General features: G+C 71.6%; 17 protein-coding genes. 6 read left to right on the plus strand and 11 right to left on the minus strand.

Features of this window, described 5'->3' with window-relative positions:
* Positions 1 to 4: 4 nt before the first annotated feature.
* Positions 5 to 1435 carry a cytochrome ubiquinol oxidase subunit I gene (locus BJ959_RS02800; RefSeq protein ID WP_183321852.1) on the minus strand — a complete coding sequence of 477 codons (1431 nt, stop codon included), beginning with the start codon at positions 1433 to 1435 and terminating at the stop codon, positions 5 to 7.
* A gap of 187 nt (positions 1436 to 1622) precedes the next feature.
* On the opposite strand from BJ959_RS02800, the gene BJ959_RS02805 reads away from it, so the two are divergent.
* Positions 1623 to 2342 (plus strand): VTT domain-containing protein, encoded by a 720-nt coding sequence (locus BJ959_RS02805; protein WP_153981661.1) that lies wholly within the window; start codon positions 1623 to 1625, stop codon positions 2340 to 2342.
* Here BJ959_RS02805 and BJ959_RS02810 read toward each other — a convergent pair.
* The 5 genes from BJ959_RS02810 to BJ959_RS02830 all read right to left on the minus strand — a co-directional run bounded on the left by BJ959_RS02810 (position 2339) and on the right by BJ959_RS02830 (position 6357).
* On the minus strand, positions 2339 to 3250 hold the full coding sequence (locus tag BJ959_RS02810; protein WP_153981662.1) for an ABC transporter substrate-binding protein: 912 nt from the start codon (positions 3248 to 3250) through the stop codon (positions 2339 to 2341). The two genes, BJ959_RS02805 and BJ959_RS02810, sit on opposite strands and share 4 nt — an antisense overlap.
* Positions 3250 to 4005 (minus strand): ABC transporter permease, encoded by a 756-nt coding sequence (locus tag BJ959_RS02815; RefSeq protein ID WP_153981663.1) that lies wholly within the window; start codon positions 4003 to 4005, stop codon positions 3250 to 3252. Before BJ959_RS02815 ends, BJ959_RS02810 begins: the two co-directional genes overlap by 1 nt.
* A complete protein-coding gene (locus BJ959_RS02820) occupies positions 4002 to 4667 on the minus strand; it encodes an ABC transporter permease subunit (RefSeq protein ID WP_153981664.1) in 666 nt (221 codons plus the stop codon). The genes BJ959_RS02815 and BJ959_RS02820 overlap by 4 nt, the downstream gene beginning before the upstream one ends.
* Positions 4664 to 5488, minus strand: coding sequence for an ATP-binding cassette domain-containing protein (locus BJ959_RS02825; protein WP_153981665.1), 825 nt, complete (start codon positions 5486 to 5488; stop codon positions 4664 to 4666). The genes BJ959_RS02820 and BJ959_RS02825 overlap by 4 nt, the downstream gene beginning before the upstream one ends.
* Positions 5489 to 5718: 230 nt before the next feature.
* Positions 5719 to 6357, minus strand: coding sequence for a TetR/AcrR family transcriptional regulator (locus BJ959_RS02830; RefSeq protein ID WP_153981666.1), 639 nt, complete (start codon positions 6355 to 6357; stop codon positions 5719 to 5721).
* Between the two features lie 187 nt (positions 6358 to 6544).
* On the opposite strand from BJ959_RS02830, the gene BJ959_RS02835 reads away from it, so the two are divergent.
* The 4 genes from BJ959_RS02835 to BJ959_RS02850 are packed head-to-tail and all read left to right on the plus strand — an operon-like array spanning position 6545 to position 10398.
* A complete protein-coding gene (locus BJ959_RS02835) occupies positions 6545 to 7597 on the plus strand; it encodes a phosphatase domain-containing protein (RefSeq protein ID WP_153981667.1) in 1053 nt (350 codons plus the stop codon).
* 60 nt (positions 7598 to 7657) lie between these two features.
* On the plus strand, positions 7658 to 8101 hold the full coding sequence (locus BJ959_RS02840) for a hypothetical protein (RefSeq protein WP_153981668.1): 444 nt from the start codon (positions 7658 to 7660) through the stop codon (positions 8099 to 8101).
* A gap of 51 nt (positions 8102 to 8152) precedes the next feature.
* Entirely contained in the window at positions 8153 to 9739 is a 1587-nt protein-coding gene (locus BJ959_RS02845; protein WP_153981669.1) for a sensor histidine kinase, read from the plus strand.
* Positions 9736 to 10398, plus strand: a complete 663-nt coding sequence (locus BJ959_RS02850) for a response regulator transcription factor (RefSeq protein ID WP_153981670.1) — start codon at positions 9736 to 9738, stop codon at positions 10396 to 10398. Before BJ959_RS02845 ends, BJ959_RS02850 begins: the two co-directional genes overlap by 4 nt.
* 28 nt (positions 10399 to 10426) lie before the next feature.
* Here BJ959_RS02850 and BJ959_RS12785 read toward each other — a convergent pair whose 3' ends face one another.
* The 3 genes from BJ959_RS12785 to BJ959_RS02865 form a co-directional block, all read right to left on the minus strand.
* Positions 10427 to 10786 carry a hypothetical protein gene (locus tag BJ959_RS12785; RefSeq protein ID WP_153981671.1) on the minus strand — a complete coding sequence of 120 codons (360 nt, stop codon included), beginning with the start codon at positions 10784 to 10786 and terminating at the stop codon, positions 10427 to 10429.
* Between the two features lie 135 nt (positions 10787 to 10921).
* Positions 10922 to 11332, minus strand: a complete 411-nt coding sequence (locus BJ959_RS02860; RefSeq protein ID WP_153981672.1) for a hypothetical protein — start codon at positions 11330 to 11332, stop codon at positions 10922 to 10924.
* A 73-nt stretch (positions 11333 to 11405) separates the two neighbouring features.
* Complete coding sequence (locus BJ959_RS02865) at positions 11406 to 12638, minus strand: phosphotransferase (protein ID WP_153981673.1); 1233 nt, start codon at positions 12636 to 12638, stop codon at positions 11406 to 11408.
* A 220-nt stretch (positions 12639 to 12858) separates the two neighbouring features.
* On the opposite strand from BJ959_RS02865, the gene BJ959_RS02870 reads away from it, so the two are divergent.
* A complete protein-coding gene (locus tag BJ959_RS02870) occupies positions 12859 to 13110 on the plus strand; it encodes a hypothetical protein (RefSeq protein WP_153981674.1) in 252 nt (83 codons plus the stop codon).
* On the opposite strand, the gene BJ959_RS02875 is transcribed toward BJ959_RS02870, so the two are convergent.
* Both BJ959_RS02875 and BJ959_RS02880 read right to left on the minus strand, forming a co-directional pair.
* Positions 13107 to 14357, minus strand: coding sequence for a glycoside hydrolase family 3 N-terminal domain-containing protein (locus tag BJ959_RS02875; RefSeq protein ID WP_153981675.1), 1251 nt, complete (start codon positions 14355 to 14357; stop codon positions 13107 to 13109). The two genes, BJ959_RS02870 and BJ959_RS02875, sit on opposite strands and share 4 nt — an antisense overlap.
* 9 nt (positions 14358 to 14366) lie before the next feature.
* Positions 14367 to 15725: an MFS transporter gene (locus BJ959_RS02880; protein WP_153981676.1), complete on the minus strand. Its 1359-nt coding sequence runs from the start codon at positions 15723 to 15725 to the stop codon at positions 14367 to 14369.
* Positions 15726 to 15730 lie beyond the last annotated feature (5 nt).

A 15730-nucleotide genomic window follows, 5' to 3' on the forward strand; every position in this document is an offset into this window, starting at 1 on the left:
GCTGCTAGTAGACAGTCGCGAGCTTGGCGGGGTCGACGGAGCCGGTGCCGGCCTCGTCGTCATGCTGGTCGGCGTCGTACTTCGCCCACTCCTTCGGGCCGTCGACGGCCGCGCGGACGATGAGCCTGAACTCGACGACGGCGAGCACCCCGTAGATGAGCGTGAAGGCGATGAGCGAGATGAGCACCTCGAGGCCGGTCACGCCGGGCGAGACGCCATCCTCGGTGCGCATGAGCCCGAACACGATCCAGGGCTGACGGCCCATCTCGGTGAAGGTCCAGCCGACGAGGCTCGCGAGCAGCGGCAGCGGAGCCGCCCAGATCGCGACCTTCCAGGCCCAGCCGCTCGGCGTGCGTCCGCCGCGGGTCAGCCACAGGCCGACGAGCGACACGAGGGCCGAGAGGGCGCCGAGGCCGATCATCCAGCGGAAGCTCCAGTAGGTGATCCAGATGATGGGCGTGTAGTCGCCGGGGCCGAACTCGGTCTGGTACTGCGCCTGCAGGTCGTTGATGCCCTCGACGGTGCCCATCGGGTCTTGCGTCGAGAGGATCGACAGCAGGTACGGAACGCGGATCGAGAACAGCTCGCTCGAGCCGTCGGGCGTTCCCCAGGTGAAGATCGAGAACGAGGCGCCCGCCGTGGTCTGGTACAGCGCCTCGGCCGCCGCCATCTTCATGGGCTGGGTCTCGACCATGACGAGGCTCAGCTGGTCGCCCGACAGCGCGACGCCGACGAAGGCGATGACGTTCACGATGAGGCCGAACCGCAGCGCGGTGCGCATCTCGTCGAGGTACTGCCCCTTCGACAGGTGGTACGCCGCGACCGCGACGATGACGACGGCGGCGAACATGATCGAGGCGAAGATCGTGTGCGGGAACTGCGTGAGCGCGACCGGGTTGGTGAGCACCGCGCCGATGTCGGTCAGCTCAGCGCGCCCGAGCTCCTCGTTGATCTCGAAGCCGACCGGGTTCTGCATGAACGCGTTCGCCGCGAGGATGAAGTAGGCCGAGAGCGTGGTCGAGAGCGCGAGCAGCCAGATCACGGCCAGGTGCAACTTGGCCGGCAGCTTGTCCCAACCGAAGATCCAGAGGCCGATCATGCTCGCCTCGAGGAAGAACGCGAGCAGCCCCTCCATCGCGAGCGGAGCGCCGAAGACGTCACCCACGAAGCGCGAGTAGTCGCTCCAGTTCATGCCGAACTGGAACTCCTGCACGATGCCGGTCACGACGCCCATGGCGAAGTTGATGAGGAAGATCTTGCCGAACAGGCGCGTCAGGTGAAGGTACTTGAGCTTCGCCGTGCGCACCCAGGCCGTCTGGAACATCGCGACGAGGATGACCATGCCGATCGTGAGCGGCACGAACAGGAAGTGGTAGAGGGTCGTCAGACCGAACTGCCAGCGAGCGAGGATGAGGGGATCGAGCCATTCGACCACGAGCGGTCACCTGCCTTGATTCAGGAGAGGGGGGATGAGGGACACGGCGACGCTGCCGCTCTCGAGCCTAGGAACGGGCCGCCGGGCGGCACACGGGCCGAAGGTCCCGAATCTCGATCGCCTCCGCCCAGGCGCGTCGCGGGTCTCCCCCAGCCCGCACTGAAGGGAGCCTGGATAGGCTCCAGACGTGAACGAGGTGCTGGATGCGGTGCTCGCGCTGATCGAGGGCGTCGACCCCGTGCTGCGCACGCTTCTCGCCGGGCTCTTCATCATGCTCGAGACGACCATCCTGCTCGGCCTGATCGTGCCCGGGGACACCGTGGTGCTTGTGGCCAGCACCGCCGTCGACTCCCCCGCCGAGTACTGGGGGCTCGTCATCACGGTCATCGTCGGCGCGCTCGCGGGCGCGTCGCTCGGGTTCGCGATCGGCCGGTTCTTCGGGCCGCGTCTGCGGGCATCCCGGCTCGGTCAGCGGCTCGGCGAGAGGAACTGGCACCGGGCCGAGAGCTTCCTGGCCCACCGCAGTGGCATCGCCGTCTTCATCTCGCGCTTCGTGCCGGTGCTGCATTCGCTGACGCCGCTCGTCGTCGGCATGAGCGCACTGCGCTACCGCACCTTCATGCTCTGGTTGACGCCTGCCTGCATCATCTGGGCCTTCGCCTACGTGAGCGTCGGGTCGGCAGCCGCGGAGGGCTACCGCAGCATCGCGGGGCAGCTCGACTTCGCGGCGCTCATCTTCGTCGGCGTGATCATCGGATTCTGGCTGCTGGTCTTCGCGGTCAAGAAGGTGCTCGATCGCTACGTCGGCCAGTACGCCGACGGCGAGACCGTGATCGTGCCCCCGACGCCGAAGCGGGGCGGGCACCCATCGGCACCCGCCCCGCAGGACGCAACGGATTCGGACTAGCCGAGGAATCCGTTCTCGGTCAGCCACTGCGTGGCGATCTCGGCCGAGCTCAGCTGGTCGACCCTGCTCTGCACGTTGAGCGCGACCAGTCCCTCGGGCGTGAGCGCGGCGCTCACGGCGTTGATGACGTCGACCGCCGCCTGCGGCAGGTCGGCCGAGGCGATCGGCACGACGTTCGAGGCCAGGAAGAGGCCCTCGGGGTCGGCGAGCGTGACGAGGCCGTTCTGACCGATGCGCGGGTCGGCGCTGTAGACGTTGGCCACGTTCACGAGGCCGGCGAGCAGCGCGTCGACCGTGGTGTCGCCGGTCGCCTCGAAGGCGACCGTCACGCCGTAGACGTCGAGCAGGCCGGTCGGACCGTAGGGGCGCTCCTCGAGCTCGGGGGCTCCGCCGAGGATGAGGCCCTCGACGCCCGCGAGGTCGGCGATCGACTCGAGGCCGTTGGCCTCGGCGAACTCGGCGGTGACGTTGTAGCTGTCCTGGTCGGTCGCGGGCGACTGGTCGAGCACCTGCAGGCCCTCGGGCACGACGGTGAGCAGCTCGGCGTAGACCTCGTCGGCCTGCGTGGCCTCCGTGTCGGGGTTCCAGAACTGCAGGAGGTTGCCCGTGTACTCGGGGAAGAGGTCGACCTCGCCGGCCTCGAGCGCGGGGATGTAGGCGTCGCGCTGCCCGATCTGGAAGTTGCGCTCGACCTCGAAGCCCTCGGCCTCGAGCGCCTGCGCGTAGAGCTCGGCGATGATCTCGTTCGAGTAGTACGCCTGCGAGCCGATGACGATGGTCTCGGCGGGGGCATCCGTATCCGGCTCGGGCGCCAGCGGGTCGCCCGATGCACACCCTGCCAGGGCCAATGATGCCCCGACCACGGCTGCCGTCACGGCGAGCCGGCCCTTGTTCCTTGCTGTGAACATCAGTTCTTCTCTTCTCTTCCAGTGGTGGCGGGAGTTTCCGCCGTCGCACGGCGCCCGGTTGGCGCGGTGCGGGGTTCGGGGAGGCGGCCGGCGCGCACACCGCGCGGCACCGCCGAGCGCTCGAGCAGCGCGAACAGCGCATCGAGCACGAGAGCCAGGAGGATGATCAGGATCGCCGATCCGAGGATCTGGTCGAATCGGCGCAGCTCGATGCCCTGGATGATGTCGTAGCCGAGGCCGCCGAGCCCGATGTACGAGATCAGTACCGCGGTCGCCACGACCTGCAGCACGCCGCTGCGGAGCCCGCCGAAGAGCAGGGGCAGGCCGAGCGGCACCTCGACCTTCCAGAGGATCTGCCACTCGGTCATGCCGACGGCCCGGGCAGCATCGATGACCCGCCGGTCGATCACCTCGAAGCCCGCGTAGGCGCCGGCGAGGATCGGCGGCACGGCGAGGAGCATGAGCACGACGACGGAGGCGGGCTCGCGCTGCAGCACGCCCGCGACCATCACGAACAGGAACAGCAGGCCGAACGAGGGCAGGGCCCGCGCCGCGCCGGTCAGGCCGACGACGAGCTCGCGCCCCCGGCCGGTGTGGCCGATCCACCAGCCGAGCGGCACGGCGATGAACGAGGCGATGAGCACGGCGATCGCCGTGTAGCGCAGGTGCTCGCCGAGGCGCTGCGGGATCGACCCGCTGCCCTCCCAGTTGACGGGGTCGAGCAGCCAGGCGATGCCCTCTGCGAACAAGTTCATGCGCGGCCCCCGGTCGCGGCCATCGCCGTCGCCGAGCGGGTCCACGGCATCACCAGCCGACCGAGGAGCACGAGCACGCGGTCGAACAGCAGGGCGACCAGCACCGTCATGACCACGCCGGTCAGCACCGAGGCCAGGATGCCGCGCTCGTAGCCGTTCGTGAACAGGTAGCCCAGGCTCTGCACGCCGATGATGATGCCGACCGTGAGCAGGCTCACCGTGCTCACCGCCACGACGCGCAGCCCCGCGAGCAGTACGGGCCCGGCGAGGGGGAACTCGACGCCCCAGAACCGGCCCCAGCCGGAGTACCCGACGGCGGTGGCCGCCTGGCGCACATCCGGGTCGACGCTCGCCAGAGCATCCGCCACCGACCGCGCCATGATCGCAACGGCGTAGATGGTGAGCGCGATGATGACGTTCGCCTCACTGAGGAAGCGGATGCCCAGCAGGGGCGGCAGAATCGCGAACAGCGCGAGCGACGGGATCGTGTAGAGCAGCCCGACCAGGGTGAGGATCAGCCCACGGGTGAGGCGGTAGCGGTACGCGACCCAGCCGAGCGGGATCGCGATGACGAACCCCAGCAGGATCGGCAGGATGCTCAGCCGGATGTGCTCCAGCGTCAGCTGCAGGATCAGCTCGAGGTTGTTGAGAACCCAGGTCACGCCGGGCTCGCCTCCACCAGTCGGCCGGCGAGGTTGCCGTCGCCGTCGACGAGCACCTGCGCGCCGTCGATGGTCTGGATGCTCAGGGCCCGCTTTCCGCGATCGGCCCCGACGAAGCTGGCGACGAACTCGCTCGCCGGGTTGGCGAGGATCTCGGCCGGTGTGCCCTTCTGCGCGATGCGGCCGCCTTTCTCGAGGATGACCACCTGGTGCCCGAGCAGGAACGCCTCGTCGATGTCGTGGGTGACGAAGACGACGGTCTTGTCGAGCTCGCGCTGCAGGCGCAGCAGCTCCTGCTGCAGGTCGGCGCGGACGATCGGGTCGACGGCACCGAAGGGCTCGTCCATGAGCAGGATGTTCGGATCGACGGCGAGACCGCGCGCGACACCGACACGCTGCTGCTGGCCGCCCGAGAGCTGGGCGGGGTACCGCTCGGCGAGGTCGCGGTCGAGGCCGACGGTGTCCATCAGTTCGAGCGCGCGGGCATGGGCCTGCTTTTTCGGCACCCCGTTGAGGCGCGGCACCGTCGCGATGTTGTCGATGACCTTCCGGTGCGGCAGCAGACCGGAGTTCTGCATGACGTAGCCGATGCGGCGGCGCAGCTGCACGGGCTCGATCGTCGACACGTTCTCGCCGTCGATCTCGAGCTCACCGCTGGTCGCGTCGACCATCCGGTTGATCATGCGCAGCAGCGTCGTCTTGCCGGATCCGCTGGATCCGACGAGCACGGTGACGCGACGGCTCGGGATGACGAGGCTGAAGTCGTCGACCGCCAGCGTGCCGTCGTCGAAGCGCTTGGAGATGGAGCGGAACTCGATCACGATGCCCTCTTCCCGTCGCCGCCGAGCATGATCGCGCGCTCAGCGCACGTTCAGTCAAACAGCATTCGGAGCCGGAGGGCTTCCGGTTCGCCGCGATTCTGGGCAGTTCTCCAGACGAGAGCGGAAGTGCCGCGGCCGACAGGGACGGCCACGCGAGGCAATTCGTCGCGGCTGGCAAGGACAACCGCGTGACCATTCATCGCGGCCGGCAGGGACGGCCGCGCATCAGTTCAGAGCCGGCCGGCGAGCACCGCGGTCAGAGCGCGACGGGCCTCGTCGAGCAGCGCCGCGTCGCCCTGCGGGGCGCGGGCGAAAGCGCGGGCCACGAGCGCGTCGATGACCTCGACGGCCGTGCCGACGGCACGGCGGGTGTCGGCGGTGTCGGCGATGCCGTAACCGGCGACGAGTGCGTCGGCGATGACCTCGGCAACGGCCGCGTGCGCGGTGGTCTCGGTCTGCGGCGGCAGCAGGTCGATCACATCGCCGACACGCACCGAGCGGAAACCGGGCTCGGAGCGGAACAGCTCGCTGGTCGCGTCGAGCACGGCGAGCATCACCTCGGTCGCCGAGCCGTGGCGCCCGGCCGCGAGCGCCGGGGCGATGGCAGCGAGGAGTCGCTCGGTGTTGCGGGCGCCCAGCGCCTGCAGCACGGCGATGCGGTCGGGGAAGTAGCGGTACACCGTGCCGATGGAGGCGCCGGCGCGCTCGGCGACCATGGCGGTCGTGAGGCGCTCGTAGCCGATCTCGTCGATGACGGCGGCGGCCGAGTCGAGCAGCGTCGCCAGACGGGCGGTGCTGCGGGCCTGGACGGGCTCGTTGCGAATGGGGGCGGCGCTCAGGAGCGCGGTACCGGATTCGGTGACGTTCATGGTGAACCTTTCGACGAGCCGCAAGCGTACTCCTCGAAATGAGTTTTGTCCGTCTTGGCGCGAAGGTTCTTCGGGCGCGAACGGTCGCAAAACGAATACCGGGGAGGGTATACCGTTCTGTGCGCCCCGGCCGCGGAGCCCCGCGCCCGCACGGCGCGACGGGGCCCGCGTCTGACACACTGACGGGGTGCCGGAGACCGCCTCGACCCCCGACGCCCCGAAGGCCCCGTGGGCCCGCCGGGCCGTGGCCGTCGAAGACCGCTTCCACCGCTGGCGCGAACGCCGAGGGCGCAAGCGCGGTCTCACCCCGGTCGTGATCCCCTACAGCGGCTACGGTGGCGACGGCTGGATCCGCGTCCTCTGCCGCGTGCTGCTCGCCCCCGCTGCGAGCGACCGGCCCGAGCGAAGCACCATTCGAGGCTGGCGCAGCTTCACGAGCATCCCCGTCGCCGACGCGGTAGTCACCGTCGTCGCCGACGGGCAGCACTTCACCGTGCAGGCCGACCGGGGCGGAGTCGTCGACGTCGACCTCACCGTGCGACTCGCGCCGGGCATCCGCACCATCACCCTGCAGGCCGAGGGGTCGGAACCGGTCTCCGCCCGCATCTTCGTGGTCGACCCGGATGCCCGCCTGGGCATCGTCAGCGACATCGACGACACGGTCATGGTGACGGCGCTCCCCCGTCCCTTCCTCGCCGCCTGGAACACCTTCGTGCTCGATGTGCACGCGCGGCGGCCGGTGCCCGGCATGGCCGTGCTGCTGGAGCGGCTCGCGCGCGAGCATCCCGGCGCCCCCGTCATCTACCTGTCGACGGGCGCCTGGAACGTGGCTCCGACGCTCGACCGGTTCATGGGCCGGCACCTGTACCCGGCCGGCACGCTGCTGCTCACCGACTGGGGGCCGACGCACGACCGGCTGTTCCGCAGCGGGCGACAGCACAAGCGCGACAGCCTCGCCCGGCTCGCGCGCGAGTTCCCGACCGTGCGCTGGGTGCTCATCGGGGACGACGGGCAGCACGACGAGGAGCTGTACCGCGCGTTCGCGGCCGAGCATCCCGACAAGGTGGCGGCGATCGCCATCCGGCAGCTCTCGACCTCCGAGGCCGTGCTCGCCGGCGGTCGGAGTCACCTCGACGATGAGCATCCCGACCGCGGCGGCGTGCCGTGGGTGTGGGCACCTGATGGTGCGGGCCTGCTCGAGCAGCTGGCGCGGGTCGGCATCGTCACCGCCGACGGCTGACGGCCCCACATTCGAACATCTGTTCGATAGACTCCTGCCGACACCGTCGGAGGAGGACGCATGGGTCGGTGGAACTCGCGCCGCGCCGGGCCCGAGCATCCGATGCTGTTCGTCGACGCGCGTGACATCCCCGTACCCGTCGAGCCGCCGCGCCCGCAGGCCGGCGCGGCGCTCGAGCCGTTCCAGCAACTGCTGGGCGCCGTCGAGGCCGAGCCGCTCGCCCTGCTCGGCCCGAGCAGTATCGGCCGCAGCGTCGTCGCGGGCGGCGAACGGCGGCGCCCCGATCCGGGGCTCGGCGGCGATGCCCTGCTCGACGACGGCGGAGCGGTGCTGCCCCTGCGTCTCCCGGCCGGCGCGCCGCGCGCCCTGCGCGACCGCCTCGCCGCGCGGTTCGTGCTCGTGCGCGGCACCCTGCGCCAGCATGAGGGGCACCTCGCTCTCGAGGTCGACGAGGCGGTCGACCTGCGCGAGCTGGCGCGGCTCGCCCCCGGCACCCGCCGGTGAGAGTGTTCTCATCCGGGCCCCGCCCAGCGAACGGCCGCCGATAATGGACCCATGACGCGCACCGGGCTCCGCCGCATCTCCGTGCGCTCGCGGATCCTCGCGGTGATCCTCATCGTCACCGCTCTCGGGATGACCGTCTCCGGCGTGACCGCCTACCTCGTTCAGCGCGACCGCACGATCGCGGGTCTCGACGCCGAGCTGCTCGCCACGGTCGAGGCAGCCCGCGGCATCGTGACGGGCACCAGCGCTCCCGCAGCGAGCGCCGACGAGGACGGGACCACCGGGGAATCGACCGAACCGACGGGGGCGGAGGGGGTTCCGTCCTCCGTGCTGGATGCGCTGAACGGGATCCTCTCGCGGATCGTGCCCGGGCGGCACGAGAGCAGCGTGGCCCTCATCGACGGAGCTGTGCGGCTGCTGCCGGGCGTCGACACCGCATTCGACCTCGAGGACGACCCCGCCTTCATCACGCGTGCCTGGGAGGAGGCGTCCGGCGGGCAGGTGACCCTCGGGACGGCGATCACCACGGTCGGCACCCTCCGGTACGTCGCCGTTCCGGTGACGATCCCGGGCGACCCCGAGGTCGGCGCCTTCGTCACGGCCATCGACGCCCAGCGCGCCATCGACGAGGTGAGCGGCGCCTTCCTGACCTACGCTGGGCTCGCTCTGGCGTCGCTTGCCGCCATCGGCGTCATCGGCTGGTTCGTGGCCGGGCGGCTGCTCTCGCCCTTGCGCACCCTCGCCGAGACGGCCTCGCGCATCACGGCGCAGGACCTCGGCGAGCGCATCCCCGTCACCGGCCGCGACGACGTCTCCACGCTCACCGAGACGGTCAACGCGATGCTCGACCGCATCGATGAGGCCCTCACCAGCCAGCGTCAGCTGCTCGACGACGTGCGGCACGAGCTGAAGACCCCGATCACGATCGTCCGCGGGCACCTCGAGCTGCTCGACCCCACCGCCCCCGACGACGTCCGGTCGGTGCGCGAACTGGCCATCGACGAGCTCGACCGCATGGCCGAGCTGGTCAACGACATCGACGCCCTGGCCCGGGTCGAGACCCAGGTCGTGGTCGAGCCCGTCGACGTGGGCGACCTCACCGCGCAGGTGTTCGCCAAGATGCAGGCGATCCCGGGCAAGACCTGGGTACTGAGCGAGACCGCCACCGCCGTCGCGCCGCTCTCGACCTCGCGCATCACCCAGGCCTGGCTGCAGCTGGCCGACAACGCGGCGAAGTACGCGCCCGAGGGCACGACAGTGCGCGTCGGCAGCACGGCCTACAGCGGCTCGGTCGAGCTGTGGGTGGCCGACGAGGGTCCGGGAATCCCCGCGGGAGCCGAGAAGCGCATCTTCGAGCGCTTCGGGCGCGCCGACACCGGCCGCGGCATCGCGGGCTCGGGGCTCGGGCTGCCGATCGTCGCGGCCATCGCCCGGGCCCACGGCGGCTACGTGAGCCTCGACTCGTCCTCCGCCGGATCGCGGTTCGGCATCGTCGTGCCGACCGTCGCGGCTGCCGCGCCGCCGCCCCCGCCTCCCGCCCCGGGGTTCCCTGAGGGCGAGGAGCTCCCGACGGCCAGCACACCCACGCCCACCAGCACCGCGTCGAGCGCGATGCCGAGCACCACGGAGGACCGATGACGAGCATCCTGATCGTCGAGGACGAGGCGCGCATCTCGTCGTTCATCGAGAAGGGGCTCGCCGCGGCGGGCTACACCCCGACCGTCGTCGGCAACGGGCTCGACGCCCTCGACTACGTCGCGACCGGGTCGTTCGACCTGGTGCTGCTCGACGTGGGGCTGCCCGGCATCGACGGCTTCGAGGTGCTCGCGCGCCTCCGCGCCGCCGGCGAGACCATGCCGATCATCATGCTGACCGCGCGCACGAGCACCGACGACACGGTCGCGGGCCTCGACGGCGGTGCCAACGACTACCTGCCGAAGCCCTTCAAATTCGACGAGCTCGTGGCCCGCATCCGCCTGCGCCTGCGCGAATCGGGACAGCAGACCGTCGCCGAGACCGTGCTGCGGCACGGCGAGGTCGCGCTCGACCTGCGCACCCGGCGGGTGACCGTCGGCGAGCGGACCATCGACCTGTCGGCCCGCGAGTTCGCACTCGCAGAGCAGTTCCTGCGGCATCCCGACCAGGTGCTCTCGCGCGAGCAGCTGCTGAGCCGGGTCTGGGGCTTCGACTTCGACCCCGGCTCGAATGTCGTCGACGTGTACGTGCGCTACCTGCGCGGCAAGATCGGGGCCGACCGCATCGAGACGGTGCGCGGGATGGGCTACCGGCTGGTCTGAGCGCCGGCGGCGGGCCGGACAGAGGAGGTCAGTCGTCGAGACTGGCCGGGCTGACCGGGCTGGCCGGCGAGGCGACCGAGGTGGTGACCGAGGGACGCGGGGCGACGGTCTGCGGGGAGGGAGCCGGCGCGACGCTCGCCGATGCGACCGGCGCCGCGCTCGGGGTGGGCGACGTCGCCGGGGCGGGAGTCGACGACCCGGTGCCCGGTTGGGCGGCCGGGCCGCCCTTCTGGTCACCGGGGGTGGTCGTGATCGGCGGCACATCGGCGACCCGGGTGCTCTCGACGAGGGGCATCGCATTGGCGACACCGATCGCGCTGGTGGCGAGCACGCCGATGCCGAGCACGGAGGCGGCGGTGGCGGCGACCCAGCGACGCGCAGCGGCCATGGGTGCACCTCCTCTCCCCCGGCGGGTACGGGTCTGTCTTCATTCTGGCGGCTGACCGCGCCGAAAGCGACGGCCTCCGGATGAGAGTGCTCTCATCCGGAGGCCGTCGGGCTGGTTCACTCAGCCGCTGCGCGCTCAGTCCTCGACGCTGGCGGGGCTCGCCGGCGAGGGAATGCTGGCGGGCGAGGCCGGGCTCGGCGCGGTGTCGACCGAGGCGGGCGAGACGGGGCTCGCGGGCGAGATCGGCGACTGCGCCGACGCGGGCGAGACCGGCGACTGCGTGGAGGCGACCGAGGGGGTCGATGCCGGCGACGGCGTGGCCGGCGACTGCGCCGACGCCGGCGAGACGATGCTGTCGCTCTCGACCACGAAGTCGAGATCGGCGGTGCCGTCGTCGTCGGTGACCACGGTCAGGCCCGGCACGGTGAGACCGCTCACGGTCTCGATCAGCGGCATCGCGTTGGCGACGCTCGCCGCTCCGCCGGCGGCCACACCGAGGCTGAGCGCTCCGGCGGCCCCCACGGCGATCCAGTTCTTGGTGTCCATGATGATGTTCCTCTCCTCCGCACGGACCGGGCGGTCCGTTGCGATGACCCCACTCTCGGCGGCCCGGGTGAGATCACCAGGAGGAGGTGGTGAGAGGCCTCTCATCGGCGTTGACGACTCGCTGGGCGCGTTCGATCAGCTCGGTCGCACCCGCACTGCCCGCCGCGGACCGGGACAGCGCGTGCCCGAGCAGCTGGGTGGCGGCGATCGCGTGAGCGCGGTGCACGAAGCCCGGATCCGGTGAGCGGAACCAGCGCTGCCGCCAGCCGTCGGCGAGCACCGAGGCGCGACGGGCGCGCACGGTGGCGCGGCTCCCGCCGTCGTGGACGACGGTCGCGATCAGGTGCGCGTAGAGTGCGGCGGCGTCATCCGCGGGGTCGCCCCACCCGGAGGTGTCGATGTCGAGAACGCCCGCGATGCTCGTGGGGGCGGCGGGGTCGACGAGCAGCTGGGCCAGGTGGAGGTCGCCGTGCACAGTGCGCGAGGGGGGCGGTGTCCCGCCCGCCCGGAAGCGCCGCGCCGCGGTGCGCGCCGTCCGCTCGATCACGCCGTCGAGGGCCGGCAGCTGCTCGATCAGGCGCTCCTCGTACCAGTCGATACGCCGCACCAGCGATGAGCGGGCCGACGAGGTCGAGGGCACCCGGGCGATCCGCTCGCCGAGGAGCTCGATCGAGTCGAGTAGCGCGCCGGGGTCGGCGATGCGGTCGAGCACGCCGATGACCTCGGAGCCCGCGAGCGCCTCGAGGGCCACGAGGCCCTCCTCGCTCCAGCCGAGAACGGCCGGCACCGGGATGCCCGCCTCGCGCCACAGCGTGTGCCGGGCCTGCAGGGGCTCGGCCGCGGGCGGTCGCACGACCTTCAGGTAGTACGCGGTGGTGTCGGTGTCGACGCGCACGACGGCGCGTTTGCCGGGCCGGTAGGCGGCGAGACTCACGCGCAGGCCCTGCACGGGCAGCCCGAGGCGTGCGAGCACGACCCCGGCCGCCTCGGCGTAGACCGCCGTGCGCAGCGCCGGCAGCGAGGGATCTGCCGGGTAGACCCAGACGTCGACGCGCTCACCGGTGCCGGGGTTGCTGAGCGTGAGCACGCCTGGGCGCGCCCCCTCGGCGGGCGAGGTCTCGACGAAGACGGTGTGGTCGACCGTGGCACCGGAGCGATCGCGCAGGGTGACGCGATAGCCGTGCGTGAAACCATTGCCCGTCGGCTCGACCTGCAACGGCTGGGCGTCGGCCAGGTCGCTCTCGAGCGAGGTCGCGACGGCCATGAGGACGTCACGGTGGAGCACTCGGTCGGGCGCAGCAGTCACCGTTCCATTCTCACTGCTCGGCGCGCCCGCGGGGTGCTTACGGCGCGCCGACGGAACCCCCTCCCCCCGGAGTGGGGTGGCGACACCGGCTCACCAATGGTTGATCGCGGTCGGGCACGGGCGTACCCTGAAGGGGTCGTGCACCCACACGTCACCCCACCCGAAACCCGATTCCGCGTGCGGAACCGCGTTCCTCGCTACCCGACAGGAACGAATCGTCATGATCGCGCTCATCATCACGGCAGCCACCCTGCTGCTCGTCGGTGCCATCGTCGTCTCCCTCGAACGGCACCGCCGCCTCACCCCTGTGACGGCGTTCATTACCGGGCTCGGCACGCTCTCCATCGTGCTCGGCGCCATCACGGCGACCGTCGCCGCCTCGGCGCCGGCCACCGCCGACGTGCTGCCGCGCGGCGTGACGACCAATCAGCTGCCGGAGCGCGTCACCGACTTCGACCTGCCGACGCTCTAGCCGCCCGCGGTGCCCTCCGCCACGTGCGGGCGGGCGAGAGCACCACGGCACTTCGGTCCGCAGTCGACGTACGGCCCGATCTCGCCCGACGCGGCACGGCGCATCCCGAGCACCCGCTCGAGCGAGGCGTTGACGCTCGCCTCGTCGATCCGGCCGTCCTCCACAGCCGCTGCGAGCGCCCGGATCATGTCGGCCAGATCGACCCCGACCGTCGACGGGTCGGCGGGCAGCACGTACAGCAGCAAGTCGTTGCCGGCCGCCAGCGCCCGCACTGCGTTGCGCACCGGGTCGCGGTAGTCGGCCACCCCCGAGCGCTGGAGCATCAGCATGTCGTCGGTCACGATGACGCCCTCGAAGCCGAGTTGCTCGCGAAGGATCGTGATCCAGGTCGGTGACAGCGACGCGGGCAGGGGGCTGACCCGATCGAACAGCAGATGACCCGTCATCACCAGGGGCGCGCCCGCCTCGATGCCGGCGCGGAACGGCACCGCGTGGGTCGCACGCCACTCCTCGACGGTGAGGCTCGACCGCGGGATGCTCACGTGCGAGTCGTCCGGGCTGGCCCCGTGGCCCGGGAAGTGCTTGAGGGTCGAGAGCACCGAGCCCTGCTCGCCCCGCACCGCCGCAGCCACCCGTTCCGCGGCCGCAGCTGGCGTCTCGCCGAGAGTGCGCACGTGGATGAACGAGGAGCGATCGGGCGTGACGTCGGCGACGATGCCGAAGTTGATGAGCACGCCGGCATCGGCGACGAGCGCCGAACGCCCGGCGAAGGCCTGCTCCGCGGCGGCCGGCGGGGCGGCGCGGAGCTCCCAGGAGGCGGCGAAGCGGTCCTCCTGCAGACGGCGCACGATGCCGCCCTCCTGATCGATGGCGGTGAGCACGGGCAGCCCCGGCTCCGAGCTCAGCTCCCCGGTCAGGGCGGCGACCCGCGCGGCGGGCCCGGGGATGTTGTCGCCCATGAGGATCACGCCCGCGAGCCCGTGGGCGTCGATCACCGAGCGGATGCGCGCGGGGTCGGTGCCGGGCACGTGCACCATGATCAGGGCCGCGACCTTCTGCTCGAGGGTCATCGCGGCGATGCGCTGCTCGAGGTAGACCGCGGTCGGGTCGAGCGGGGCAGGCGCCCCGACGAGGCGTGCGAGCGGCGGAGGGGGCGGCGGAGCCTCGGCGGAGCATCCGGTGACGGCCACGAGAGCGGCCGCGAGCGCGACGACCCCCGCCCGGGTGAGCCGTCGGCGCCGTCGCATGCGTCGAGCCTACGTCGCCGCCGGGCGCGGGGTGCGGATGCCCACGGCCGAGATGAGCGCACCCGAGAGCAGCAGCCCGGCGCACAGCAGCAGAGCACGATCGAGCCAGGCATCGTCGACGGTCGTTCCGACAAGAGCACCGAGCACCGCGATCGCGACGAGCCCGGCGATGCGCGCCACGGCGTTGTTGACGGCGGAGGCGATACCGGCGCGCTCCGGCTCGATCGCGCCGAGGATCGCCGAGGTGAGCGGCGCGACCGTCATCGCGATGCCGAGCCCGTAGAGCAGCACGCCCGCGAGCGCCTGCTGCACGAGGTCGAAGGGTGTGGCGATCGCCTGCAGCAGCAGCATGCCGACCGCGGCGACGGCGGGCCCGGCGGCCATGAACCAGCGGGCGCCGACCCGCCCGGCCCAGCCGCCGAAGAACGACGAGAGCGCGATGAGCAGGATGCTCACCGGCAGGGTGACGAGGCCTGCGGCAGTGGCCGAGAGTCCCGCGACCTGCTGCAGGTAGAGCACGAGGGCCAGGCCGGCGACGGAGAGCGCCGCGTAGATCGCGACCGTGGCCAGGTTGCCGACGGCGAAATTGCGCTGGCGGAACAGCCCGAGCGGCATCATCGGATGCCGCGCCGTGGCCTGCCGCACGAGGAAGCCGATCAGCGCGAGCGTGCCGACGACGAGCGGCGCGAGCACGACGGGCGAGCCCCAGCCGTAGTTGGCCTGCTCGATGAGCGCGAACACGACCCCGCCGAGCCCGAGCGCGCCGAGCACCGCGCCGAGCACGTCGATCGGCGGGCGCTCGGCCGGGCGCTCGTTGCGGAACGGCACGAGCAGCGCAAGCGTCAGCGCGATCGGCAGCACGTTGATCACGAACACCCAGCGCCAGCTGGCCGCGTCGGTGAGCAGCCCGCCGAGCAGGGGTCCGACGATGAAGGCGGCCGAGGTCCAGGCCGTCCAGAGCCCGATCGCACGCGACTGGGCGGCGCCGCGGTGCGTGCTCATGATGAGCGCCAGGGAACTGGGAACCAGCAGCGCTCCGGCGACGCCCTGGGCGGCGCGCGCGGCGATGAGCACCTCGGCGGTCGGTGCCAGACCGCAGGCGAGCGAGGTGAGGCCGAAGGCGATGAGCCCGATGCGCAGCACGGCGATGCGGCCGAGCAGGTCGCTGAGCGAGCCCGCGATGAGGATGAGCGAGCCGAGGGTGATCAGATACGCGTCGACCACCCACTGCTGCACGGGCAGTCCCCCGCCGAGCTCGACCGTGATGGCCGGCAGGGCGACCGTGACGATCGAACCGTCGAGGAAGGCGGCGAAGGCGGCGAGCACCGCGACGACGAGCACACGGCGGTCGAGGATCGTGTCGCTCATGAGGC

It is taken from the genome of Microcella frigidaquae (assembly GCF_014200395.1).
GTDB classification, from domain to species: domain Bacteria; phylum Actinomycetota; class Actinomycetes; order Actinomycetales; family Microbacteriaceae; genus Microcella; species Microcella frigidaquae.

Bases quoted from the DNA above. Each gene is read 5' to 3' on its own strand.
- BJ959_RS02845 (WP_153981669.1), top strand. From the start codon at position 8,153: ATGACGCGCACCGGGCTCCGCCGCATCTCCGTGCGCTCGCGGATCCTC.
- BJ959_RS02810 (WP_153981662.1), bottom strand. From the start codon at position 3,250: ATGTTCACAGCAAGGAACAAGGGCCGGCTCGCCGTGACGGCAGCCGTG.
- BJ959_RS02830 (WP_153981666.1), bottom strand. From the start codon at position 6,357: ATGAACGTCACCGAATCCGGTACCGCGCTCCTGAGCGCCGCCCCCATT.
- BJ959_RS02850 (WP_153981670.1), top strand. From the start codon at position 9,736: ATGACGAGCATCCTGATCGTCGAGGACGAGGCGCGCATCTCGTCGTTC.
- BJ959_RS02860 (WP_153981672.1), bottom strand. From the start codon at position 11,332: ATGGACACCAAGAACTGGATCGCCGTGGGGGCCGCCGGAGCGCTCAGC.
- BJ959_RS02875 (WP_153981675.1), bottom strand. From the start codon at position 14,357: ATGCGACGGCGCCGACGGCTCACCCGGGCGGGGGTCGTCGCGCTCGCG.
- BJ959_RS12785 (WP_153981671.1), bottom strand. From the start codon at position 10,786: ATGGCCGCTGCGCGTCGCTGGGTCGCCGCCACCGCCGCCTCCGTGCTC.
- BJ959_RS02880 (WP_153981676.1), bottom strand. From the start codon at position 15,725: ATGAGCGACACGATCCTCGACCGCCGTGTGCTCGTCGTCGCGGTGCTC.
- BJ959_RS02840 (WP_153981668.1), top strand. From the start codon at position 7,658: ATGGGTCGGTGGAACTCGCGCCGCGCCGGGCCCGAGCATCCGATGCTG.
- BJ959_RS02870 (WP_153981674.1), top strand. From the start codon at position 12,859: ATGATCGCGCTCATCATCACGGCAGCCACCCTGCTGCTCGTCGGTGCC.
- BJ959_RS02815 (WP_153981663.1), bottom strand. From the start codon at position 4,005: ATGAACTTGTTCGCAGAGGGCATCGCCTGGCTGCTCGACCCCGTCAAC.